Genomic DNA, 22,869 nt, shown 5'->3' with positions numbered 1-22,869 from the left:
TACTTTGTGATACTTTTTTATAGTTCTTAAACAATCATTTGAAGTTATTTGTCTCGTAAAAACATCACATAATATTGGTTTAATACCTGTATGATTGCTTTAAGCTCAAGTAACTTTTCTTGTGTATTACCTAAACTTTCCACATATCGTTGTGTTGCAATCTCTAAATCAATCTTTTCATTAATTTGTGGTGTAATTTGAAATAGCTTAGGTAAGTTATCAAAATTCTGTAATTTACGATTTGAAAAATACTCAAGGTGCTCTGACCACTTTTCATTAATCACGACATCTTTAATAACCGGACCACGCTCTGAATCAAAACTGAGCTGATTCTCTTGTAAATAAATTTGTTCTGGTGTCTCTTTCGAACCTTGAAAAAGTTGGGTTAATTTTTTAAACATCTCATCACATCATATTAATTTCAATTTATATAGTAGAGGTAATCTACTCACCTCTACCATCTAAGTTTATTTTTAATGCCTACTCGTCACCCAAGCCATCTAGAAAATCTACTGTCGGTACGAAAAATAGAGTACCTGTTTGGGCAGTACTAAAGTCAAGTAATCGGTCAAGATTACCTTGCTCATTTCCTAAGAACATATTTTCAAGCATTTGACGTGTCGTACTAAATTTACGTGAGTAACCAATAAAAAAAGTACCATATTCATTTTTGGATGGATTCGAAAAAGGCATATTTGCACGCATAATTTTTAGTTCATTGCCTTCTGCATCATGCGCTTTACTTACTACATTATGTGCTGTTAAAGGCTTCTCGTCATCATCAAGCTCAATATCGTTGAACTTTTTACGCCCGATAACTTTTTCTTGTTCCTCATCGCTTAATGCACGCCATTTTTCCATATCATGGGTATATTTTTGGATAAATGCATAACTTCCCCCAGTAAAGTCAGGATCTTCGTTACCCACTAATGCCCATTGTGCAGCAATTACAGGTTCAGGATTTTCTGTTCCATCTACAAAGCCAATAATCGCACGCCCATCGAAATAACGAAAACCATGCACTTCATCAATTGGGTAAGTTACTTTACCTAACTGTTCATTGATGATACTTCCTAACTCATAACATAAAGCTTGTCGATCAGCACGAATATGAAAGAATAAATCCCCGGGTGTTGAAACGGCTGTGTATTTTGGGCCTTTGATTTCTTGAAATGTTTCTAATTCTTGAGGCTTTGCTTGCTGTGGAAATAAAATATCCCACGCGTTTGAGCTAAAACCTAATATGGCATTAAATTTAGTTTCAGGATAACGGTTAGACAAACTTCTGGTTAACGCAGAGAATTTACCAGCAAAATCTTTTACTTTTTCTACAACAGAATCACCTTGAGCTAATCCTAATACAATAAATAAAGCATTTTCTCCAGGATGACTCGTTACAGGCTGAATTCTCATACATTCCATAAAACAGGCCTTATTTTGGTAATTTAAGGTAGTAATTTAGCATATTCATGTTTTTATCGTATGATTTCTTATTGTTGTCGCTTCTTAAAAGAGACTGAGTTATCTCAATCTCTAGCGCTCTAGCGCTCTAGCGTGTTTTTCTCATTTATATTTTAACTGCCATATTGTTTTTTTAGGTACTTTACAATTTCCGCAGATTCAAACATTTTAACACCTGTATTTGGGTCCACTAAATAAGGCACTTGCATTTTACCTTGCATGACCGGCAACAATTTTTCTCGCTTTCCCTCTTTTAAAGGTTCATATTTGCCCGGTTTTAACCGAAGAATCGCAGGCCCCATATCTTGCCATCTTTCTTTGGCAACACTATGTAAAATGTAAGGTAGCTCAAGCTCACTTAATACACTTCTTACTACTCTTGAATACGGACTTGCTTCAAAGCTCCATAGTTCAAGTTTATGCTCAGGCGCAGCTCTATTTACTATTTTTTTATTAATCCAGACCCCACGAGCACCATTTAATAATGTTCCGGCAAACGCCAGATATGGCATTTTTGGATAATTTGAAAACTTATCAGGAGTTTGGCCTGTCTTACCATAGTATTTAAATAAATGATGAATAATATCTTGTGATTCGTATAATTTGTCACCTGTATTTTCATCAATAAAAAAAGGAAACTGTAATTTACCGCCAATTTCTTTAACTATGGAGCGATATTTTAATCCACCTTTCGGGCATGGATAAATTTCGACATCCAAATTTAAAAGTGTAATCACTTCACGAACGCGGCGACAAAATGGTGAACCCTCAAATTCATAAAGCTTAAGAGCTCTAACAGGCTGTTTAGGAAATGCTGTACCTGTAACCCCTCTACCACCTTCAGCAATTGCAGACGCTAATGCTTGCAGTACTTTAATTTGATGATTCACCATTATGCATTCCTTTAATTGTGGAGCTAGACTAGTTTTTCTTTAGCAATCACAATTCCATTATTATCTGCATAGATAAAATCACCAGATTGAATTGTGACTCCACCAAAATACAAAGGAATATCTACTTCACCAATGCCCTTACGGTTACTTTTTTGCGGAATTGCAGCCAATGCATGTACACCTAAATCTAAGGTTGCAAGTGCATCAACATCGCGTACACAGCCATAAATAACCACACCATTCCAGTTATTTTTAACTGCTGATTCCGCAATCATATCTCCCATAAGTGCACAGCGCATTGAAGCACCACCATCCACAACCAATACCTTCCCTGTACCATCTGTAGCCAATAACTCTTTTACACGCGAGTTATCTTCAAAACACTTTACAGTCACAACTTGTCCGCCAAAAGTTTGACGTGCGCCATAGCTTTTAAAGAACTTACCGTCCATTGATGGCGTGACCACTTGCAAATCTTTTTCCGGATTGTCATCTAATAAATCACATGTCACAAATGGTACTGTCGACACTTTTATTCTCCCTTATCGAGTTTGTTGTATGCTGAGATTATCATATCGTTTAAAAGCTTCAATTTGCGTTAGTGCCGCTACGACCATGGTATGAGCCAATTGCTCTGCTGTAACTGGTTTATATTTGAAAGGCCTAGTCCATTTATTTTCAATAAGTTTAAATAGACTTTGTCCTAAATCTTCAATAAAACGCACATCGCTACGCTTACCAATCAATAGAGAAGGTCTAAAAATAGATAATTTTTCGATTCCTAAACTTTGAATATAATCTTCTAATTCGCCTTTTACTTTATTGTAGAAAATTGGCGAATTAGCATTTGCCCCAAGTGCACTAACAATTAAAAAATGAATATGCTTATCTTGGATTAAGTCTGCAAAGTGAGCATTTATCTCATAATCAACTGCATAAAAGCCTTGTTTTGAGCCCGCTATTTTTAAAGTTGTACCTAAGCAACTAAATGCATGAGTATGACCATTCACATCTTCATCATTGAGCAATAAAAAATCGTCTATAACGAGCTGAGTAACTTTCTTATATGTATTAAGTAGTTGTGATTCTTTTCTTACTACAACGGTAATGGCCTCAAATTCTGGTGTTTGCTCAAGTTGTTCAACAAGCGCTAAACCAACAAGTCCTGTAGCACCTACTACAATTGCTTTTTTCGTACTTATAGTCATTTTTTATCCAACCCTCTTTAAGTTTGTATCAAATTTAACCTTTTCTTACGGTTTTAGCAGCCCCTAAAACCGCTTAAAATGCTCTCAAGGCTTGACTTCACGGTATTGATTCATCACAATATGGCACTTGTTTACGGGCTGGTGATGGTTACACCAGTTTACTGGATTGACCACAGCCCGCCCAGACCAACTTATTTTCAAGGAGTGCAAGAGTGGCAAACTCTGCTCAAGCTAAAAAACGTGCGCGCCAAAACGTTAAAGCGCGTAAACACAACGCAAGCTTGCGTTCTATGGTTCGTACTTACATCAAACGTACTTTAAGTGCAATCGCTGGTGGTGATTATGCTGTTGCTACAGAAGCTTACAAAAAAGCTGTTCCTGTAATCGACCGCATGGCTGATAAAGGCATCATCCACAAAAATAAAGCTGCTCGTCATAAGAGCCGTTTAAATGCTCAAGTTAAAGCTTTAGCTAACTAATTGAAGCATGTAAAAAAAGCCCAACAGGGCTTTTTTTATTGTCTATGTTTTTGTGTTTACTGTACTTTATGGAACTCAGAAACATCTAACTCGTAAGTTTTGCCTCTCCAAATCCACTTTAATTTACAATTTGGAAATTCATCACCTTCAAACCATACAAACAGCCCTTCCATCATGGCAGGCCAATCTGCTTTTTGTATTTGGTTATTGCCTGAAATTACCGCAACAATCGCTGCAATAATTGTGTCGTGACTTACAGCTAAACTTAGACCACTTTTTGTTTTAGGATGAGTTTGATAGATCAGCTCTAATACATCTAATACGCCAGTAATTGGATGTTTCATACCCGGTAAGGCATTGTTCACAAAGCTATTAATAAAACCAAGTGCCCCTTGTTTACGGAAATAAGGCGCCGCCTGCTGAATATCCAGTACAAAGCTACCAGGTTCAACCAACAAACCATGTTCAACTATTTCAATTGTATGCGTATTCGGTTCAGGGCTCACTCCATCTGCTCCTTCAATCATAAGTGCAGCAGTATCTACACAACGTTGAATTGGACTAGAAATACAGTGTTGAATTACACGATCCGTGTTTTTAATTAAATAGCTACCCCATTCCTGAGCAAGCTCACGTCCTTGCGGTGTAAGCTGGAGGTCGTATCCTGCCAAGCCTTGCCCATCTACCAGCTCTCTTAAGGAGTGACGTGTAAAAAGGGTTACAGGGGTCGAAGCATCAGGCAATAAATCAATTGCTTCAAACATGCTTTTAGGCAATAAATCGAGTGCCATTTTTATCTTGTCATCTTTTCTCAATATTTTGCCACTATAGCATGTCTACAATAACTCTCAATCCAAAACACCTGATTGAGCTAAAGCTTCAAATGCTATTTTTTTGCTTTCCTGATCACGAAATGCGATAAAGCCCCCATTTAATACGGTATCACGTTGGTTATATTCAAAGGGCTTACCTGTTAGAGTGAGTAAACCTCCACCTATACTTTCTAATAATCCTTGACCTGAGCTGGTATCCCATTCTGATGTCGGATGAAATCTAGGATAAATATCGATCTCGCCTTCTAACATCATACAAAACTTATAAGCGCTACCCGCTTCACGACGAATTACGGTACGAATCTTTTCAATAGGTTCAATGAATTTCTGATATTTCGGATTTTTACTACTATGACTTAAACCAATTTGTACAGGAGCTTGTTTTGAATAAGGTGTTTTTTGATATTGATACCATTGTTGTTGGCTAAAGCTATATTTAAAGGGTAAATCCTTTAAATAACCTAAATAAACGACCTGTTCACATGGCACAACAATCACCGAAAAAATCGTTTCACGCCCTTCAATCAAACTCAAGTTTATCGTGAACTCATCTCGCTCATGTATAAACTCTTTCGTACCATCAAGTGGATCTAGCATCCAGCAAGAAGACCAAGCATGGCGAGCACTATAGTCACTTTCTTCTGACAAAACCGGTAACTCAGGTGTAATTTCTGCAAGATGCTTTAATAAAAAACGATTTACCTTTAAATCTGCTTGCGTTACAGGTGAATCGTCATGTTTTTCTTGAATCGTAAATTCATATCCAGCCGAATAGTTCTGATATTCTTGTAATAAGATTTGGCTAGCTTCTTCCAAGATTGGTAGTAGCTGTTCAATTAAAGCATCATTGGGGCGAGTTGTTGTTATAAACATAAATAAGCTCTATTTACTTTCCTTTTCATTATAAGTGAATTATGACAAATTCAATATTCACCAACAGTCTAGTATCCTTACAAAAAGACTTAACTTTTTATTAAGAACACTATTATTCCTTCAACAGCTGAATCTTTATATTTTAACTTGATCAGACGTTTATTACTCAAGAGAAAGCTAAGTTAATTTTTGTATAGAAAATATGCTATAACTTATGAAAAATAAACAACTTAAAGTAAATTCAACCATTTCTTTTTCACGCATTTCTTGCTATGTTCAATAGCACAATAACAAAATGGAAGACTAAATATGATGCTATATGGATATCACTTCTCAACAATTGAAAATAACTGGGAAGACTTAACCCCATTAAATGAGTTTTTACAAACATTTGCAGATGATGATGGTGATGTCTCCCAAAGAGATAAAGAATCGCTTAAAGAAATTATTGCTAAATCCGATACAGCTTTGGCCTTAGCTAAAGAAATGGGTTGGGATGGTAGCTATACAGGCTGTCCTTATTTATTTTGGTTACCAAGTAAAAATACGCAATCTTTTGAATATGGATTTGTTTTTAAACAAACCTCAGATAACTCAACTTTTGTAATCTCACCAATTGAATTGGCTTATCTGGCGCAAGATGAGCAGGTACAAACTTTAAGTAAGAATATTGATTAAATATCAAAGGTTATTGACTTAAAAATTAAGCCAATAACCTAACTCCAATGCAGTTATTCAAACATACTTAATTGAGGTGTAGGTTTTATAATCTTCTCTTTAGGAACATGTAAACATTCAAATTCCTCAACAGGAAAACCTTCAATAAAGCTTGAAATATCTGGTGTTTCTAAACTTAACCATTCATCTAAGCGGTCATGTGGAATCACAATGACTGATCTTTTAACATCACCCGGTTCATGGAAGTCTTTCATCATGGGATGATCAATCGCATCCATAGTTAACATACTCGCAGAACGGACAATCGTTTCATTCATTTTGCAAATTTCATAGATTGCTGCGATAAAAAAAGCCTGCCCATCTTTACGGCGTACGCCCCACCGCTCAGGTTTATCATTTATATATTTACTCTCATAAAACTCCGTGACGGGTATTACACCGAACTTACATTTAAGGGCAGCTTCTTGAAAACTCGGTTTTTGGAAAATCGTTTCATGACGGGCGTTATAAGTATGTTTTGCTATGTTCGTATCTTCTGCCCATTTAGGAACCAAACCGAACTTGACTTCACGCCACTCAAAACCTTGCGGTGATTTGAATAATAATGGCATTGTCCCACCCGGATAAACCTCATCGGCATAGCTAAAGCCGACCACAGGCAACTGAAGTTGCTGCAATTGGGCAAGAGTTAAAGGCTTAAAGTTGGCACACATAGCAGGAATAAAATACTGTACTTTTACATCTCTTATTTTATAAGTATTTATTCTATAAACCAAATAAAAAGGCACTTGAAAGTGCCTTTAACGACATAACTTTACGCTTACGAAACGTGCTGAATTCCTTGTGGAATAGCCTGCAATAGTCGTTTGGTGTAGTCATGTTGCGGATGTGCATAGAGCTCATCCGAGTTGGCGATTTCAACAACTTCACCATGATTCATGACCATAACCTGATCAGAGATATATTTCACAACCGACAAGTCATGTGAAATAAAAATATAACTCAGCCCAAACTCATCTTGTAAGTCTTGTAATAAATTAAGTACTTGTGCCTGAACTGAAACATCTAACGCCGAAACAGATTCATCACAAATTAGAATTTCAGGCTTTAGCGTTAAGCAGCGCGCAATCGCAATACGTTGGCGTTGACCGCCCGAGAACTCATGCGGATATCGATAATAAGCTTGTTCAGGCAGATTCACTCTCTCAAGTAAACCAAGCGCAATTTGCTTACGTTCCGCATCATCTTTACCAATTCCATGAATTTGCATAGGTTCCAATAAGATCTGCCCAATCGTAAAGCGTGGATTTAGTGAAGCATATGGATTTTGAAAGATGATTTGAATCTTCCTTTGATATTTGGCAAACTCTTTTTCAGTTAAAGAAAGAATATCTTTACCTTCAATTAAAGCCTGCCCCCCAGAGGCTTGATGTAAGCGCATGAGTAATAACCCGACAGTCGTTTTACCAGAGCCCGACTCTCCTACCAAACCAAGCGTTTTCCCTTTAGCCAATTTAAAAGAAACGCCTTTTACCGCCTGAAATTCTTCTTTGCCAAACAATCCTTTACGACTATAAAAACTTTTTTTCAGATCTTTTACTTCTAAAATAATTTGCTCATCGCCATTTAAACCACGTTTACGCTCAGGAATTTCTGAAACATCAAAGCTTTGCTCTACCAATATATTGTTTTCTTGTCGCATAAAATCGCTTGTTATAGGCAAACGATAAGGTCGTTGTGACATTTGAGGACGACAGTAAAGTAAGGCTCGGGTATATACATCTTTAGGCTGTTCCAAAACTTGTTCAGCCGTACCTTGCTCTCTAATTTCACCATGACGCATCACAATCACTTGATCTGCAATTTCACCAACCAAAGCCAAATCGTGAGTAATAAAAAGCATCGACATTTGACGGCGCTGACGCAATGATTCAAGTAAATCAATAATCTGTTTTTGAATAGTGACATCAAGTGCCGTAGTCGGTTCATCGGCAATCAGTAGCTTAGGTTCACAAGCAATTGCCATTGCAATCATGACACGTTGTTGCTGACCACCCGAAAGCTGGTTAGGATAAGCATCAATTTTCGTTTCTGGTGAAGGTATACCGACCTCTTTAAGCAACTCTAAAACACGTTGCCGCGCCTGTTTTCGGCTCATATCCATATGTAAACACAAAACTTCTGCAATTTGATTGCCAACCGTAAAAACCGGATTTAATGATGACATCGGTTCCTGAAAAATCATGGCAATATCTTTACCACAGATTTTTCGCATCTCTGTACGCGATAAGCCAAGCAAGTCTTTACCTTCAAAAATAATCTTACTTTTCTCATCAATCTTGCTTTGGCCCACAGGTAATAAACCCATAGTTGCTAAAGAAGTAACAGACTTACCACTACCTGATTCACCAACCAAAGCTACAGTCGTATTGGTCGGAATATCAAAGGAAATTCCTTTCACAGTTTCGATATATTGTTTATCTTCACCTTTAAAGCTTACACGTAAGTTTTCAATGTGAAGTAATGGGGTCTTTTTTTCTTGTTCTGACATTTGGATTTCCTCTTATTTTAGTTTCGGGTCTAATGCATCGCGTAGCGCATCAGTAAACATTGAAAATGCCGTAACCAAAACAGCCATTGCGACAGAGGCTGCGACAAGCTGCCACCACTTACCTAAAAGAAGTTCACTTTGTGCTTCATTTAACATACTGCCCCAAGACACTACACCTACTGGCACACCGAACCCTAAGAAACTCAAAATCACTTCCGATTTAATAAAAGAAACCACCAAAATAGACATTTGGACCAATGCAATATGGCTGACGTTAGGAAAAATATGAATAAACATGCGGCGAAAATGCCCGACACCAATGGCTTTAGCTGCAAGTACATATTCGCGTGCCGTATGTTTCATATATTCAGCACGAATTAACCGATAGACACCTGTCCAGCCCGTTAAGCCTAAAATTAGAACAATAGATAAAATGCCCTTTTGTTGTAGTACAGCAGCAATCGCAAGAACTAATAATAAATATGGAATGGAAGTAAAAATATTATAAAACCAGTTGAGAATATCATCGACCCAACCACCAAAATAACCTGAAATTGCCCCTAAAAGCGTTCCTAATGTGACTGCCAATAAGGCAGAGACAAGCCCTACGATAATTGAAGTTTCAGCGCCTTTAATGGTTTTTTTAAGGACATCTTGTCCCCATTTATCAGCACCAAAAATTAGGGTACTTTTTAGTTCACTTTGCTGATCAAGTAAATGTCCACCGAGTTGCTGATCAATTGCTTTCATATCATCAGCTAATGGATCAACTACACCATAATAATCAATTGCACTTCCAGAGCTCTTTTCTTGTTTGATTTCAGCCTTGAGTTGGTGAATTACATCTTTTAAAGGATCGACTGGGTTTTCCGGTAATTCCTCATCTACAGCGGCTGTACTTTTCAAAGCTTCAGTTGTCTTATCTGCACCTATAAATGTAGGAGGCGCATAACTGACAGCAACTTCTTTATTCCAATCAGATGCAATCACACCCGTTAGAGATAGTATTAATACGATCAAATAGAACAACACAACAATGAGCGATGCCATTGCAATTTTATCGGCCCGAAGGCGACGCATGGCAAGTCGCCATAGCCCCGCTGAAGCAGGAGCTGTCTGGGTTTCTAACTTTCTTTTTGATAAAACACTCAGCATAACCCACCTACTTCAACTGTACACGTGGATCAACCACTTTGTAGACCAAGTCCGCAATCAAATTAAAAATCATAGTTGCAGCTGCAATATATACAGTAATGGCTTTGATGACAGGAAAATCACTACGCTCTACAGCAATAATCACTTCACGACCAATACCGGGAATACCAAAAAAGCGTTCAATTAAAAATGCACCTATCAATAATGCCGGTAAATTTGACATCACATCAGTAATAATCGGAATTGAGGCATTACGTAGAACATGCACACTTAAAATTCGGCTTTCCCCTACACCTTTAGCACGTGCGGTTCTCACATAATCCTGATTTACTTCATCAAGCACAAAGCTACGATATAAACGTAAAGTAGGTGCAATACTCACCACAAGCATGATTAGAATTGGTAGTAAGGAAAACTTAAATAAATTTTCGGTAAAACTATCGCTCCATCCCTGTACTGGAAACCAGCTCAGTTGATAAGCCAGAACATATTGAAAAACAATAATGTAAACCAAAATACTAATCGACATCCCGATGGTACATAACATCATGACCATACGATCAGTTAGAGAGCCACGTACCGCCGCTACAGCCAATGCTAAAATAATTGAAATAACTGTTTGTAAAATGGTGAGTGGAATTAAAAGTGTGAGCGACGGTCCTAATCGGGTTAAGATAATTTGTGAAACGGATTCACCTGTGCTCCAACTTGCGCCATAGTCAAAAGTAAGAATTTGCTTAATAAAAATCCAAAGTTGAACATAATAAGGTTGATCAACACCTAACTGTTTACGGATATTTTCAATCTGCTCAGGGTTAGACATCTTACCTGCCAAAATATAGGCAGGATCTCCACCGACCCAATTAAATAAGATAAAAATAAGCAGCACTACTCCCAACATGGTCGGAATCATCTGCCATAAACGCCGAATAACATATGCCAGCATAGTGATAATTCCTTATTTAACCCGTTGTCCGGTAATTTCGTTAAAGAATGCTTTATTGTCAGGATCACGACCAAGGAAATCTTTAACCAATTCAGCTGCCGGTTTTTGGCTACCCTGCGATAAAATCGTCTGGCGATAACGTTGTCCCACTTGTGGGTTGTTCAGGTTGTCACCATAAGCAGAAAGCATGTCTAGCGCTAAAACCTCAGACCACATATAACCGTAATAACCTGCCTGATAACCACCCATTAAATGCCCGAATTGCCCGGGGAATTCAGTTGTTGGCACATATCCTAAGGCTGTAGCAGCTTCCATTTTTTGCCAAGTTTCTAAAGGTTTTACTTTTAAGGCATCTGCCGTATGAAGTGCCATGTCATATTGTGCATAAAGCGTCTGACGGGCATAACGCAAGCCACGGCCATAATTATGTACTGCTTTTAAACGGGCAATTAATTCATCGTCAACACGTGGACAAGCTGGATCACAATAATCGGCCACTTTAGATAAGGTTTCTTTACGGCGTGCCCACTCTTCATACATTTGAGAAGGTGCTTCTACAAAATCACGCTCTACAGAAGTTCCGGACTGACTGGTATAGCGGGTATTTGATAAGATGCCATGTAAAGCATGACCGAACTCATGTACAAAAGTTTCAAGCTCATCACTATTTAAACCTTTACGGTTAAAGTTGGTCACCAATACTGAAATCGGTAATCGGTTGGTTAAAGTGCTGCCACCATATACTCCCCAAACTGCTGCATGGCCGTATTTCCCTTCACGGGGGAATTTATCCATATATAAGCCACCAAGGAGTTTTCCTGTCTTTTTATCAACTACATCATAATATTCAACTTCATCCTGCCATGCTTTAACTTTGACAGGTTTAAAATCAATACCGTAAAGATCAGATGAAATAGCAAATAACCATTTTTGTGCGGCTAAAGTCGGAAAATAATCACGAAGCTTTTCCTGATCAATTTGATATTTACTCTTACGAAGTTTTTCGCTCCAGTAAGCTTCACTCCAACGCGTTATCTCGGTTTTGTCTAACGGCATCTTTAAGGTTTGTGCTTTAAATGCACGAAGCTCTTCTACTTCTTTACGTTCAAGTGGTGCTACAGTTTTTTGTACTTCTGCCAAGAACTTGTTTACAGCCTCTGGTGTTTTTGCCATTCGGTCTTTTAAAGCCCAATCTGCATAACTCGCTTTTCCAAATAACTGTGCAAGTTCATAACGTAAATCTATTGCCTGTTTGAGTAGTTTTAAATTTTGTTCAGTCCCACGTCGCGTAAAAGCGATTTGATATCTTTTTCGGGCATCATCATTATCCGCTAGCTCCATGAAGGGGCGATACTCCGGATACTCAAAACCTAATAGATAATTTCCTTTCGTATTTTTCTTTAACCCCGAAATATAACTTTCTGGCAGCCCTTTCATTTCTTCAGGAGTAAATTCAAGTTTTTCCGGGTTATCACGAATATTACGGTTATATTCTTGTTCAAGTTTAGTCAACTCATCCAGAATAGCCTTCATTCTTGCGCGTTTTGCTGGTTCTAGCTGAACCCCTGTGTCTTCAAATTGATCCAGAATATCTTGACGGTATTTCTGGTCAATCGGATCAGTCGCTTTTGTATTTTTAATTACGTTATACAGTTTGGAGTTTTGGAATATATCCGTATGAAACTGATTAATTTTGATTTCGCAGTCTTCTGCTGCCTTACGTAATTTCGCATCTGGGTCTACATTACTATATAGACCTATGGGTCCCGAAAAATCTTCAAGATGAGCAAAAATTTTATCCCACTTGGCTAATATCGGAGCAGCGGCAGCATCGTTTTTAACAGGCGTTTTTTCAAAACTAGAAATCTCTTGCTGAATTTTTTTTAAATTAGAATCACACCATGCTGGGAGTTGCTCTGCTTTGAGTAATGGTAATGTCGCACGCGTCGCTTCAGCCGATGCAAATTGACTTATACCTATGGTCAACATACATAATGTAGTCATTTTCAGTGTATTATTTTTCATCGTATCTCCAATTTTTTTCATTTAATGATTAGATTTCGTATTTGTATCAATATCGAAGTACATCCATTCAGCATGTAAAATCGGATGCTTCTTATATCCAATAATTCGTGGTTGGGCCAACATATTGCGATAGCGTGCATAAGACATTTGCACAGGCATATAAACCTCTAATAAACGCGTCATTTTTCGATATAACGCATCTCTTTCTGGGCCTGGCTTCACTTGTTGAGACTGGCGATACAACTCATCAAACTCTGGTATCGAACCACAAGACCAATTCGTCATATGGGTATTTGGGCCATAAAAATTCTGCATAAAATTATCCCCATCCGGATAATCAGCTATCCATGCAGAAGAACCAAACATTCCCTCACATTGTTTTTGTGATCGAAGTAAGTCTGAAAAAAGCATTGGCTTATACACCATGCGAATATGTAGGCTATCGAAGTTTTTCTTCCAAAGTTCAGCACTTTGTTGGCCAATACTGTCATTGCGCGCTTTATATTCGACCACGAGCGGCTTGCCGTTTGGTTGTGTACGCCAACCAGAAGCATCTTTTTTGTAGTGATATCGATCCAACAGCAGATTGGCTGCTTTTACTGAATATGGTGTACTGCTTCTATACTGTTGGTCATATCCCACTACACCAGGTGGAACTGGGAAATGAAGACGTTCTGCATCACTATTCCTTACCAATTTAATCTCTTGATCTATTGAACGGGACATCGCAATAGCACGGCGTAAGGCAATTTTTTCTTTACTCATTCCTCCAACAACGGGATCTTTGAGATTCCAATAGATATAACTAATTTCTGGATCAACAATACGAGATAATTGCACGCCTTCTTTTGCAAGCTCGGGTCTTAATTTACCGTCTTTAATCGCTTTTGAAACTAATTGTCCTTCAAGCTGAATGATATCTACCTCACCACGCTGGAATGCTAACCATCGTGACTGGTTTTCTTCCATGACCTGAATATCAATTGTGCCGATTTGAGGCATTTGTTTACCTTTAAGGCGCTTTACAATTGCTTCATCCCCGGGGCTACTGGCATTAAAGTTCCAGGTAAAACCTCGATATTCAGGATTTGCTTTTAAAACAATACGTGAGGCAGGTATCCACTTACTGAGCATATAAGGTCCGGTTCCTACCGGATGCCCCATAACAAAACCAGCTTTATCTTTATATTTCTCGATGACTTCGCGTGCCACCGCACCTGTCGGATCATGGGCCAGTAATAAAGGAAAGTTATAGTCTGGTTTTACTAACCGAATCACCAAAGTGTACTTATCAGGTGTTTGTAAACCACTTACATTTTGATCGTAATTAAATTTTCCGGATTTATTGGCTGCTTTGACTAAAGCATTCATACCTTCAATTTTATCTTCCAATAACCAACTATTGGGTGAGCGTAAATTCGGGTCTAATAACCGCTTAAAAGAATATGCATAATCGTAAGCTGTTAACTCTCTAGGTTTACCTTTAAACGCTGGGTCGGCTGTAAAGTAAATACCCTTCTTAATATGAATGGTATAAGTCAGACCATCTGCACTCACTTCTGGCATAGCCGTAGCCACGTGTGGGATTAATTTTGCTGGTCTTGCCAAATAGTCATAGGTATATAAAGTTTCAAATATAGATGTGAGTACATGCGCTGAATATAAGTCATGTACATAAGCTGGGTCGAAGCCTGTTTCAGCTGTTGGGAATACATAACGCAAAACTTTATTTGGATCGGCTGGGCTTTTCGCAAAAATAGATATAGAACCCGTTAAAGCCATTCCGGCAAAGAATAGGCCGACACTACAGTGCTTAAGCTTTTGTTTTAAATTTTCGGTCATGATGATCTTTATCTAAAATTATTTTTTAATAGGAGTAATATCAAGATATTGCCAGTTTGTATTCATCATTGGGTGAGCTTTAAACCCCTGAACTTGAGGCTGTATCAACCAATTACGAATTCGTGTTACATGAATAATCCAAGGGTTATCAGCTTCTATCTGACGGTTAAGTTTTTCGTAATATGGGAGCCGTTGTTGAGGTGGTAAATGAATGGCCTGAGTATAAAGAGCATCATAGGTTTTAGACTGATAACAAGCATGGTTTCCCTGCCCAGCATTTGGTCCATATAGTAATTGTGCAAAATTATCTCCTTCAGGATAGTCAGCAATCCATGCACCGCTCCAGATCATATATTTACATTGAGTAGCGGCTTTTAAGTTATCTGCAAAGTTACTTACCTTAAAGTCAGCTCGAATGCCAATCGCATCTAGATTTTTTTTCCAGAGTTCTGAATGAATAACCGATGCTGAGCTATTTTCTGTATTGATTTTTAAAATTAAAGGTTTGCCATTTGGTAAGGTCCGATAGCCATCAGCCGCTTTTTTATAACCATAATAATCAAGTAGTTTATTTGCTAACAGCGGATTATATCCTACGCTACTTTTATATTTAGGGTTATATCCGTTTACACCTTCAGGTATAAACATTTGTGATCTAACAGCCTGACTTTTATAAGCTTGTTGTATGCTTTCTTTTTGATTGTATGACAGAGTAATTGCTCTACGAAGCGCTATTTTTTCTGGGCTAAAACCACCGATCACTGGATCCCGCATATTCATCATAGTATAGGTAATCTCAGGATCCTTATTTGGATAGTGCTTAATCCCTCTCTTCTTAAAAGAAGCTTTAAGCTGATTTCCATCTAAAGCTTGAGGAACAGCATTCGCTGTGAGTTTATCAAAGTCTAGTTGTCCAGACTGAAAAGCTAACCATCGTGACTGCTCTTCTTCAATAATACTGACCACCACCTTGCCAACTTGTGGCATTTTCTTTCCAGACATTTCCTTAACAAGTTGGTTATCCCAAGGTGTTCCTGTTGACTTAAAATTCCAGACAAAACCACGATAATCAGGATTAGCAACTAACTCGACCTTACTTCTCGGTACATATTTACTTAACATATAAGGACCAGTACCTACGGGATGCATACCAATACGGTCACCGTAATAGTCAACAACCTCTTTAGCAACAGCACCAAAAGTAATATAGGCAAGAATATAAGGAAAATTAAAGTCTTGGCGAGTCAAAGTAAATTGTAGAGTATATCGATCAAGAGCTTTAACTCCAGCAATCGGAGCAGCATAATCAAATTTTCCAGTTTTCTTTGCTTGAGCTACAACCGTATCGGCACCTTGTAACTTACCATCAATAAAAGAAACAGAAGGCGCTCTATTTTTAGGGTCTAAAATACGTTTAATTGTATAGACGTAGTCTTCAGCTACCAACTCACGGCGTTTACCTTTAAAAGCTGGATCATTGGTAAAATAGATACCCGGCTTAATCTTAAATATATAAACTTTACCGTCTTGTTCCACTTTGGGCAGGCTTTCTACAGTATTGGGAACTAACTGTAGTGGACGCGCTAGATAGTCATATTTGAGTAAAGGCTCAAAAATTGCCTCAGCAATACTAGCACTATAGAAATTGGTGGTTTTGACCATATCGAAACCATCATCTGGGGCCTCATAGGCAACATGCAAAATTTTGTTTGGTTGCGCTGGCGTAATTGCGTAAGCACAAGGAACTGATGTAATAGCCAGACTTAAAATGGCGAGCTTAAAAAATTTTAATTTCAAGTTCATACCCACGTAATTAGTTTTTTTAAAAGATATTATCCTTTTGAGTAACATCTAAATCTGCATAAGAAAAGTTCTTTTTCAACAGATAGGCCTATTTAGGATTTAAAATTTACTTTCCTTTATCCTCTTTCGATTTGATCAAATGGAAAAAATAAACTCAAATACTTAGTGTTTTGTAACCATTGAATATAAAGCGAATTTCATGCCATTTATTAATATCCATCTTAAAATATTTAAAAACATTAAAAATTCATATTTTTATTAGATACTTAAAAACGTTTGAACTATATAAATAAAAGTAACTTTTTGCCAAATATTATATTCATATAAGTTAATCATCTAATACCTTAAATGCACAAATAAAATACATTAAAAATTAATTATGATCCACATTAGATCAAGCCTAAATTACAGATATTTTTAAAACAATATATTGATTAATAATAAAAATATAATTTAACCATGTAGGGATAAATATTATAACATTACATATTAAAAGGCTCTAAAACGATACATTTTTATTTAATAAGCATGTGAAGAGTCCAGTAATGTATATTTTTTATACAAATAATTTTGAAACTTTTCGCCAACAACAAAAAATTTTCCAAACGGAAAATTTATTTTTATATCAAAAAAGCTAAAGCATCATACTCAAGCATAATAAAATCAATATTTATCAATATTTTGCATAAACTAAAAAAAGAAAAATATATAGTTGGCACTTGCTTTGCTTAAAAACTTTCCAGCAATATCGCTAACGACAACAAAAAGGGATCAAGTCCACGATGAAAAAAAAATACAATGTTCGATCTCAGGCAACCCCCAAGATTGGCAAAACAATTCTTAAATTAAGCACCCTTAGTTTAAGCATGATGTGTCTTACCATGGCACAAGCAGCAGAAACCGAACAATCAAGTACTGATGAAAAACCAACAAAAGTCGTAAAAGTTGCCGTTACAGGTTCTTCAATTAAAGGGGTTGCGGCACAAAGTGCTTCTCCCATTACTGTGGTGAAAGTTGATGAAATTTTAAAACAAGGGGTGACAACAACCGAAGAAGCCTTAGCAAAAATCAGTGCAAATCAATCAAGTTTTGTTACTGCGCAAAATGTAGGCGCTAGCGGAACTGTAGGTTCAGCAGCAGATCTCCGAGGAATTGGTGCCAATAAAACCTTAATCTTACTTAATGGTCGTCGTTTAGCTGCTAATGCTTATGATAGTGGTGTCACTAATTTAAATATTATTCCACTCGCCATGTTAGATCGCATTGAGGTCTTACGAGATGGAGCATCAGCAATTTATGGTACAGATGCGATTGGTGGTGTAATCAACTTCATTACTAAAAAACAATTTACTGGTTTAAACATCAGTGGCGGTTTGACACAACCAGAGCAAAATGGGGGGGATACACAAGATGTAAGTGTATTTGGTGGTTATGGTGATCTTGATGAAAATGGCTTCAATATCTTTGGTGTCGTTGATTATCGACATGGCAACGATGTTATGGCTAAAGATCGTAAAGTTAGTAAACGCGGAGGATTATTACCAGAGTTAGGTATTACAAAAGGTAGCAGTGGTAGTTTTCCTGCTAACTTTTATGACACAAAAACTGGAACCGAAGGAAACCCATATGCAGCAACTGGATGCGGGAATAACCCGCTTGTGTACGCTCAAGGTGGATTCTGCCGTTATAACAGTCAAGCAGTGATTGGAATTGTTCCAAAAACTGAAGATATCTCAGCATTGGGGCGTGCTACTTTTAAGCTAAATGACAATTTAAATGCTGTAGCAGAATATGTTTACGCACGTAATGAAATTACTACTTCTGTCGCTCCAGACGTTTTCTTCGATTTAACATTGAATCCAGATAGTAAATATTATCCAGGTAATGGAATTACACCTGCTATGAATAAAGTTAGTGGCCCACTTGAACTTTATATTCGTTCTCAAGCTGGTAATCGTGTTAGTTCTAGTATTAATGAGTCACATCGAATATTCGGTGGTTTAGAAGGCGAAGCTTATGGTTGGGATATCAATACCGGTATTACTTATGCTCATAGCGAAGCAGAAGACCGGCTAAACAGTGGATATCTTAACTACAAAAAAACTCAAGAAGCTTTAAATAATGGGATTTTAAACCCTTTTGGTCCACAAGCACCAGAAGATGCGGGTTTATGGGATACACTGGGCGTAACTGGTACTTATTTAAAAGCAGATGTTGATTCAACTACTGTTGATTTCACTGCTAGTCGACCTATATTTACATTACCAGCAGGTGACGTTGGTTTTGCAATAGGAGCTAGCTATCGCCATGATGAATGGACCTCAAACGTGGTGTCTGAAGTGGCTAGTCAAGCACCAAGTACAGGGGTCGATCCTGATGAACCTACCAATAAAGGAAAAAGAGATATTAAAGCAGTCTTTACTGAACTGCATATTCCATTACATAAAACATTAGAAGCTCAACTTGCAGCCCGTTACGATGATTATAGTGATTTCGGAGATACGTTTAATCCTAAATTCGCACTTCGCTGGGAACCAATTAAACAATTAATGTTTCGTACCTCTTATAGCACAGGATTTAGAGCACCAACTTTATGGGAAGTAAATGCTCCTAACTCTATAACAAATACTTCAGCTTACTATAATGATCCTGTACTTTGTCCGAATGGCCCTCCTAAAAATCCAGGAGATACTCTTCCATCTGGTGGTGTTGCCAGCCGTGATTGCGAAACCCAATTTGACCGCAAAAATGGAGGAAATAAAGATCTTGATCCTGAGGAATCAAAATCGTTTACAGCTGGTTTGGTTCTAGAACCAATTAAGAATTTAGTTCTAACTCTGGACTACTTTAATATTGAAGTTGAAAACCAAATAGCAGCGTTACCTGAAGGTGATATTTTTAACAATCCAACAAAATATGCTGATAAGTTCGTACGTAATCCAGATGGAACACTTAATCATATCATTACAACTCAAGACAATATGGGTGACTTAAAAACTTCAGGAGTTGATGTAAGTTTAAACTATATAACGCCAATGACAGCAACAGGTCGATTTGGTTTTGGAATTGATGGAACTTATGTCATTAAATATAAATATCAAAATGAAAAAGATGGAGAATGGATTAGTAGTTTAGGAGCATATGTTGGAGATGCTCCAATTATTCGTTGGAAACATACTGCTAATTTATATTGGAATTACCAAAACTGGGGTGTAAATTTCCAACAACAATTCACTCGTGGTTACGATGACCAAAATTCAAGTTCTTCTGTTGCGGAAGGTTATCGTGATCATAAAGTAAGCGACTATACAATTTATAATATTTCAGGCACATACAAAGGCTTTAAAAATCTAGAAGTTACAGCAGGTATTAAGAATATCTTTGATGAAGATCCTCCTGCTTCAAATGTTGGTGACAACTTCCAAATGGGGTATGACCCACGTTACGCAGATCCTTTAGGACGTACTTACTTTGTACGAGGTACATATAAGTTCTAAATGGTAGTTCTGCAAATGTAGCTCACAACAGTTAGTTTGCAGAACAAATACTCATTCTTAGCCAAACAGTCATTTTAAAAATTGTTTGTCTACAGTTTCAGGAGTAACTATGGGCATGACTTTTACAGACATAGAAAATAAATCTGCCAAACGCCTAATTGGTATTGCTGCAGTCATTTTTCTGCATCTTCTTGTTGCCTATATTCTGATGTCAGGTTTAGCAAACAATATTCAAAAACCAGCAGAAAAACCTGTGGAATTACAAATTATTCAGGATATTAAGCCACCTCCTCCACCAAAACCGGAAGAGCCGAAACCAAAGGAAAAACCACCTGAGCCACCAAAAATGGTGGAAAAAGTTGCCAAGGTTCCTGAGCCACCAAAAGAAGTAGAGAAAGTAGCAACACCAGTACAAAAAACGACGCCAGTAGCTCAACCGACTAAAGTCGCTACTCCGGCTCCTGCTGCACCTAGTACTCCTTCTCCGAGCCCTGTTGCTGCACCAGCTCCAGTGGCAGCTGCTGCACCAGCACCTAAACCCGCTGGTGTAACTCGTGGTGTTTCAGAAGGCTCTGCAGGCTGTGAAAAACCAGAATATCCACGCGAAGCACTCATGAACGAAGAGCAAGGAACGGTGCGTATACGTGTTTTGGTTGATACATCCGGCAAAGTCATTGATGCCAAAGTAAAAAAATCGAGTGGCAGCAAAATTTTAGATAAAGCAGCAACTAAAGCCTACAGCTTATGTACGTTCAAACCAGCAATGAAAGATGGCGTGCCTCAGCAAGACTGGTATGAAATTGAATATCCATTCGTAATTGAATAAACAATTGAATTAGCAAGAAATTAAAAAATATTGGAGATATATGATGAAAAAATCAACTCAACCACTAGTACATTTCGCTTCTGCAAGTTTAATTGCAGCTTGCTCGTTACTTCCATTAAGCTCAGTTTTCGCAGAAGAAACGAACAATGCTCCTGTGGCAACAGCAACTACTGAAGCTACTTCAAATACAACTACTCCAACTCCACCACCAAAGCCTGCAACAAGTGAAAATGTTAAAAATCCATATGGTCTAGAAGCCCTTTGGCGTGAAGGTGACTTAGTCGCTAAGTCTACCTTATTTATTTTAGTACTCATGTCGATTGGTACTTGGTACATCATCATCTCTAAATTATTACAACAAGGTAAAGTCAAACGCCAAGGTAAAGAAGCTGAAAAACATTTCTGGGAGGCAACTTCGCTTGATAATGCTGCAGAAGGTTTAGAACAAAGTAGCGCGTACCGTTTTATTGCAGAAAAAGGCATTAACTCGACTAAATCACACGGCGGCTCTCTACTTGAACGCATTGACTTTAATACTTGGGTGAGCATTTCAATACAACGTGCCATCGAAAAAGTACAAAACCATTTAGGTGGCGGTCTCGCTTTTTTAGCAACAGTTGGCTCTACAGCACCTTTCGTAGGTCTTTTCGGAACAGTATGGGGAATTTATCACGCTTTAACTGCAATCGGGATTTCAGGTCAGGCATCTATTGATAAAGTTGCAGGCCCAGTTGGTGAAGCTCTCATTATGACAGCTATTGGTCTTGCAGTCGCAGTACCGGCTGTATTGGGTTACAACTGGTTGACTCGTCGTAATAAAGCAGTGATGGAAAATGTTCGTTCATTTGGTTCAGATCTACATGCAGTTTTATTAAGCGGAGAAATTAATACCAACAATTCAATTAATCGCAGCATTAAATAATCAGGAGCAGACATTATGGGTATGAGTGTTGGTTCTGAAGATGATGAAGAAATGATTGGAACGATTAACACGACACCTCTCGTAGATGTCATGTTGGTTTTACTTATTATTTTTCTTATTACTATTCCGGTAGTTACACATACGGTTCCGGTGAAACTACCAGAAGAAAAAAATACTCCGTACGCGACCACGCCTGAAAATATTCAACTTTCAGTTAATAAGAAAGGCGATATTTTCTGGAACGAGAGTTATGTACCGAATAAAGAAATATTGTTAGCAAAATTACAGGCTGTGGCACAAAAAAGACCGCAGCCGGAGGTACATATTCGAGGAGATCAGCTTACTCATTTTGAAGCGATAGATCAGGTCATTAGTACGACCAAACAAGCTGGTATTGGCAAAATTGCCTTTGTTACTACCCCTCCAGCTTCCCCGTAATGATTTTAAGGAGAATTTTATGGGTATGAATGTTGGCTCAAATAATGATGACGATGTAATGCTAGAGGTGAACATGACACCGCTTATTGATGTCATGCTGGTACTCATTATTATGTTTATTATTACTATACCTGCACCAAACAATGCGATTAATATTAATTTGCCAAATGGCACACCGCCACCAACAAATGAAAAGCCACCTGAAGTCATTGATGTAAGAATTGATGCAGCAGGCAAAGTATTTTGGAATAACCAACAGGTTTCTGACCGCAAGGCACTAGAGACTTTATTTCAAGGTGTTGTCGCCAAAAAAGATCAAGACCAAATCAAACTTAAACCAGACCAAATGGCTGAATATAAAAATGTAGCGATGGTCATGGCTACGGCGCAGCGTTTAGGTGTAACTAAAATTGGGATTGTGAGTAGCAATTAATATCGC

Annotated in this window: 21 protein-coding genes and 1 pseudogene; 8 read left to right on the top strand and 14 right to left on the bottom strand. The window is 37.8% G+C overall.

Annotated features, from left to right (window positions below; translation table 11 throughout):
- Positions 1 to 44: 44 nt before the first annotated feature.
- The 5 genes from G9371_RS03590 to G9371_RS03570 all read right to left on the bottom strand — a co-directional run bounded on the left by G9371_RS03590 (position 45) and on the right by G9371_RS03570 (position 3,562).
- Positions 45 to 401: a hypothetical protein gene (locus tag G9371_RS03590; RefSeq protein WP_029424364.1), complete on the bottom strand. Its 357-nt coding sequence runs from the start codon at positions 399 to 401 to the stop codon at positions 45 to 47.
- 79 nt (positions 402 to 480) lie between these two features.
- Complete coding sequence (locus G9371_RS03585; RefSeq protein WP_001222570.1) at positions 481 to 1,413, bottom strand: Dyp-type peroxidase; 933 nt, start codon at positions 1,411 to 1,413, stop codon at positions 481 to 483.
- Between the two features lie 161 nt (positions 1,414 to 1,574).
- Positions 1,575 to 2,357 (bottom strand): glutathione S-transferase N-terminal domain-containing protein, encoded by a 783-nt coding sequence (locus G9371_RS03580; protein ID WP_085916949.1) that lies wholly within the window; start codon positions 2,355 to 2,357, stop codon positions 1,575 to 1,577.
- Between the two features lie 20 nt (positions 2,358 to 2,377).
- Positions 2,378 to 2,884, bottom strand: coding sequence for a ribonuclease E activity regulator RraA (gene rraA / locus G9371_RS03575; RefSeq protein WP_000108826.1), 507 nt, complete (start codon positions 2,882 to 2,884; stop codon positions 2,378 to 2,380).
- 12 nt (positions 2,885 to 2,896) lie between these two features.
- Complete coding sequence (locus tag G9371_RS03570) at positions 2,897 to 3,562, bottom strand: NAD(P)H-binding protein (protein WP_029424365.1); 666 nt, start codon at positions 3,560 to 3,562, stop codon at positions 2,897 to 2,899.
- A gap of 212 nt (positions 3,563 to 3,774) precedes the next feature.
- Between G9371_RS03570 and rpsT the strand changes: the two genes are divergently transcribed.
- Complete coding sequence (gene rpsT, locus G9371_RS03565) at positions 3,775 to 4,041, top strand: 30S ribosomal protein S20 (protein ID WP_000013652.1); 267 nt, start codon at positions 3,775 to 3,777, stop codon at positions 4,039 to 4,041.
- Between the two features lie 56 nt (positions 4,042 to 4,097).
- On the opposite strand, the gene G9371_RS03560 is transcribed toward rpsT, so the two are convergent.
- Together G9371_RS03560 and G9371_RS03555 are read right to left on the bottom strand one after the other, a co-directional pair.
- Positions 4,098 to 4,832, bottom strand: coding sequence for a histidine phosphatase family protein (locus G9371_RS03560; RefSeq protein WP_029424366.1), 735 nt, complete (start codon positions 4,830 to 4,832; stop codon positions 4,098 to 4,100).
- Between the two features lie 57 nt (positions 4,833 to 4,889).
- Positions 4,890 to 5,747, bottom strand: coding sequence for a 3'(2'),5'-bisphosphate nucleotidase CysQ (locus tag G9371_RS03555; RefSeq protein ID WP_000471057.1), 858 nt, complete (start codon positions 5,745 to 5,747; stop codon positions 4,890 to 4,892).
- Between the two features lie 309 nt (positions 5,748 to 6,056).
- On the opposite strand from G9371_RS03555, the gene G9371_RS03550 reads away from it, so the two are divergent.
- The gene (locus G9371_RS03550) at positions 6,057 to 6,425 is read left to right on the top strand and encodes a hypothetical protein (RefSeq protein WP_000979740.1); all 369 of its coding nucleotides are present in this window, start codon (positions 6,057 to 6,059) and stop codon (positions 6,423 to 6,425) included.
- Positions 6,426 to 6,478: 53 nt separating this feature from the next.
- On the opposite strand, the gene G9371_RS03545 is transcribed toward G9371_RS03550, so the two are convergent.
- The 7 genes from G9371_RS03545 to G9371_RS03515 all read right to left on the bottom strand — a co-directional run bounded on the left by G9371_RS03545 (position 6,479) and on the right by G9371_RS03515 (position 16,753).
- On the bottom strand, positions 6,479 to 7,138 hold the full coding sequence (locus tag G9371_RS03545) for an SOS response-associated peptidase family protein (RefSeq protein ID WP_032009292.1): 660 nt from the start codon (positions 7,136 to 7,138) through the stop codon (positions 6,479 to 6,481).
- A 107-nt stretch (positions 7,139 to 7,245) separates the two neighbouring features.
- On the bottom strand, positions 7,246 to 8,976 hold the full coding sequence (locus G9371_RS03540) for an ABC transporter ATP-binding protein (protein WP_029424368.1): 1,731 nt from the start codon (positions 8,974 to 8,976) through the stop codon (positions 7,246 to 7,248).
- Positions 8,977 to 8,988: 12 nt separating this feature from the next.
- A complete protein-coding gene (locus G9371_RS03535; RefSeq protein ID WP_000953840.1) occupies positions 8,989 to 10,131 on the bottom strand; it encodes an ABC transporter permease in 1,143 nt (380 codons plus the stop codon).
- 7 nt (positions 10,132 to 10,138) lie between these two features.
- Positions 10,139 to 11,077, bottom strand: a complete 939-nt coding sequence (locus tag G9371_RS03530) for an ABC transporter permease (RefSeq protein ID WP_000881926.1) — start codon at positions 11,075 to 11,077, stop codon at positions 10,139 to 10,141.
- Positions 11,078 to 11,089: 12 nt separating this feature from the next.
- Entirely contained in the window at positions 11,090 to 13,123 is a 2,034-nt protein-coding gene (locus G9371_RS03525; protein ID WP_086221530.1) for a M3 family metallopeptidase, read from the bottom strand.
- A complete protein-coding gene (locus tag G9371_RS03520; RefSeq protein WP_086221531.1) occupies positions 13,124 to 14,947 on the bottom strand; it encodes an ABC transporter substrate-binding protein in 1,824 nt (607 codons plus the stop codon).
- 15 nt (positions 14,948 to 14,962) lie between these two features.
- Positions 14,963 to 16,753, bottom strand: a complete 1,791-nt coding sequence (locus tag G9371_RS03515) for an ABC transporter substrate-binding protein (protein WP_086221532.1) — start codon at positions 16,751 to 16,753, stop codon at positions 14,963 to 14,965.
- Positions 16,754 to 16,916: 163 nt separating this feature from the next.
- Here G9371_RS03515 and G9371_RS19415 point away from each other — a divergent pair.
- The 6 genes and pseudogenes from G9371_RS19415 to G9371_RS03490 all read left to right on the top strand — a co-directional run.
- Positions 16,917 to 17,009, top strand: a pseudogene (locus tag G9371_RS19415) (hypothetical protein); the annotation flags it as partial.
- Positions 17,010 to 17,529: 520 nt separating this feature from the next.
- The gene (locus G9371_RS03510) at positions 17,530 to 20,244 is read left to right on the top strand and encodes a TonB-dependent receptor (protein ID WP_029424371.1); all 2,715 of its coding nucleotides are present in this window, start codon (positions 17,530 to 17,532) and stop codon (positions 20,242 to 20,244) included.
- A gap of 109 nt (positions 20,245 to 20,353) precedes the next feature.
- On the top strand, positions 20,354 to 21,070 hold the full coding sequence (locus G9371_RS03505) for an energy transducer TonB (RefSeq protein WP_000525879.1): 717 nt from the start codon (positions 20,354 to 20,356) through the stop codon (positions 21,068 to 21,070).
- Between the two features lie 40 nt (positions 21,071 to 21,110).
- Positions 21,111 to 21,992, top strand: a complete 882-nt coding sequence (locus tag G9371_RS03500) for a MotA/TolQ/ExbB proton channel family protein (protein ID WP_077932481.1) — start codon at positions 21,111 to 21,113, stop codon at positions 21,990 to 21,992.
- Positions 21,993 to 22,007: 15 nt separating this feature from the next.
- Positions 22,008 to 22,430, top strand: coding sequence for an ExbD/TolR family protein (locus G9371_RS03495; RefSeq protein ID WP_000525864.1), 423 nt, complete (start codon positions 22,008 to 22,010; stop codon positions 22,428 to 22,430).
- 19 nt (positions 22,431 to 22,449) lie between these two features.
- Complete coding sequence (locus tag G9371_RS03490) at positions 22,450 to 22,863, top strand: ExbD/TolR family protein (protein WP_000525670.1); 414 nt, start codon at positions 22,450 to 22,452, stop codon at positions 22,861 to 22,863.
- Positions 22,864 to 22,869 lie beyond the last annotated feature (6 nt).

This window comes from Acinetobacter sp. EKM10A, assembly GCF_011075215.1.
Classification (GTDB): domain Bacteria; phylum Pseudomonadota; class Gammaproteobacteria; order Pseudomonadales; family Moraxellaceae; genus Acinetobacter; species Acinetobacter baumannii.
The sequence above is the reverse complement of the archived record's forward strand: the minus strand, read 5'-3'. Positions and strand labels throughout refer to the sequence as shown.

Excerpts from the sequence above, each read along its gene's own strand:
- G9371_RS03540 (WP_029424368.1), bottom strand. The coding sequence starts at position 8,976 with ATGTCAGAACAAGAAAAAAAGACCCCATTACTTCACATTGAAAACTTA.
- G9371_RS03490 (WP_000525670.1), top strand. The coding sequence starts at position 22,450 with ATGGGTATGAATGTTGGCTCAAATAATGATGACGATGTAATGCTAGAG.
- G9371_RS03525 (WP_086221530.1), bottom strand. The coding sequence starts at position 13,123 with ATGAAAAAAATTGGAGATACGATGAAAAATAATACACTGAAAATGACT.
- G9371_RS03545 (WP_032009292.1), bottom strand. The coding sequence starts at position 7,138 with ATGTGTGCCAACTTTAAGCCTTTAACTCTTGCCCAATTGCAGCAACTT.
- G9371_RS03560 (WP_029424366.1), bottom strand. The coding sequence starts at position 4,832 with ATGGCACTCGATTTATTGCCTAAAAGCATGTTTGAAGCAATTGATTTA.
- G9371_RS03555 (WP_000471057.1), bottom strand. The coding sequence starts at position 5,747 with ATGTTTATAACAACAACTCGCCCCAATGATGCTTTAATTGAACAGCTA.
- G9371_RS03535 (WP_000953840.1), bottom strand. The coding sequence starts at position 10,131 with ATGCTGAGTGTTTTATCAAAAAGAAAGTTAGAAACCCAGACAGCTCCT.
- G9371_RS03500 (WP_077932481.1), top strand. The coding sequence starts at position 21,111 with ATGATGAAAAAATCAACTCAACCACTAGTACATTTCGCTTCTGCAAGT.
- G9371_RS03590 (WP_029424364.1), bottom strand. The coding sequence starts at position 401 with ATGTTTAAAAAATTAACCCAACTTTTTCAAGGTTCGAAAGAGACACCA.
- G9371_RS03530 (WP_000881926.1), bottom strand. The coding sequence starts at position 11,077 with ATGCTGGCATATGTTATTCGGCGTTTATGGCAGATGATTCCGACCATG.
- G9371_RS03495 (WP_000525864.1), top strand. The coding sequence starts at position 22,008 with ATGGGTATGAGTGTTGGTTCTGAAGATGATGAAGAAATGATTGGAACG.
- G9371_RS03550 (WP_000979740.1), top strand. The coding sequence starts at position 6,057 with ATGATGCTATATGGATATCACTTCTCAACAATTGAAAATAACTGGGAA.
- G9371_RS03585 (WP_001222570.1), bottom strand. The coding sequence starts at position 1,413 with ATGAGAATTCAGCCTGTAACGAGTCATCCTGGAGAAAATGCTTTATTT.
- G9371_RS03510 (WP_029424371.1), top strand. The coding sequence starts at position 17,530 with ATGAAAAAAAAATACAATGTTCGATCTCAGGCAACCCCCAAGATTGGC.
- G9371_RS03570 (WP_029424365.1), bottom strand. The coding sequence starts at position 3,562 with ATGACTATAAGTACGAAAAAAGCAATTGTAGTAGGTGCTACAGGACTT.
- G9371_RS03505 (WP_000525879.1), top strand. The coding sequence starts at position 20,354 with ATGGGCATGACTTTTACAGACATAGAAAATAAATCTGCCAAACGCCTA.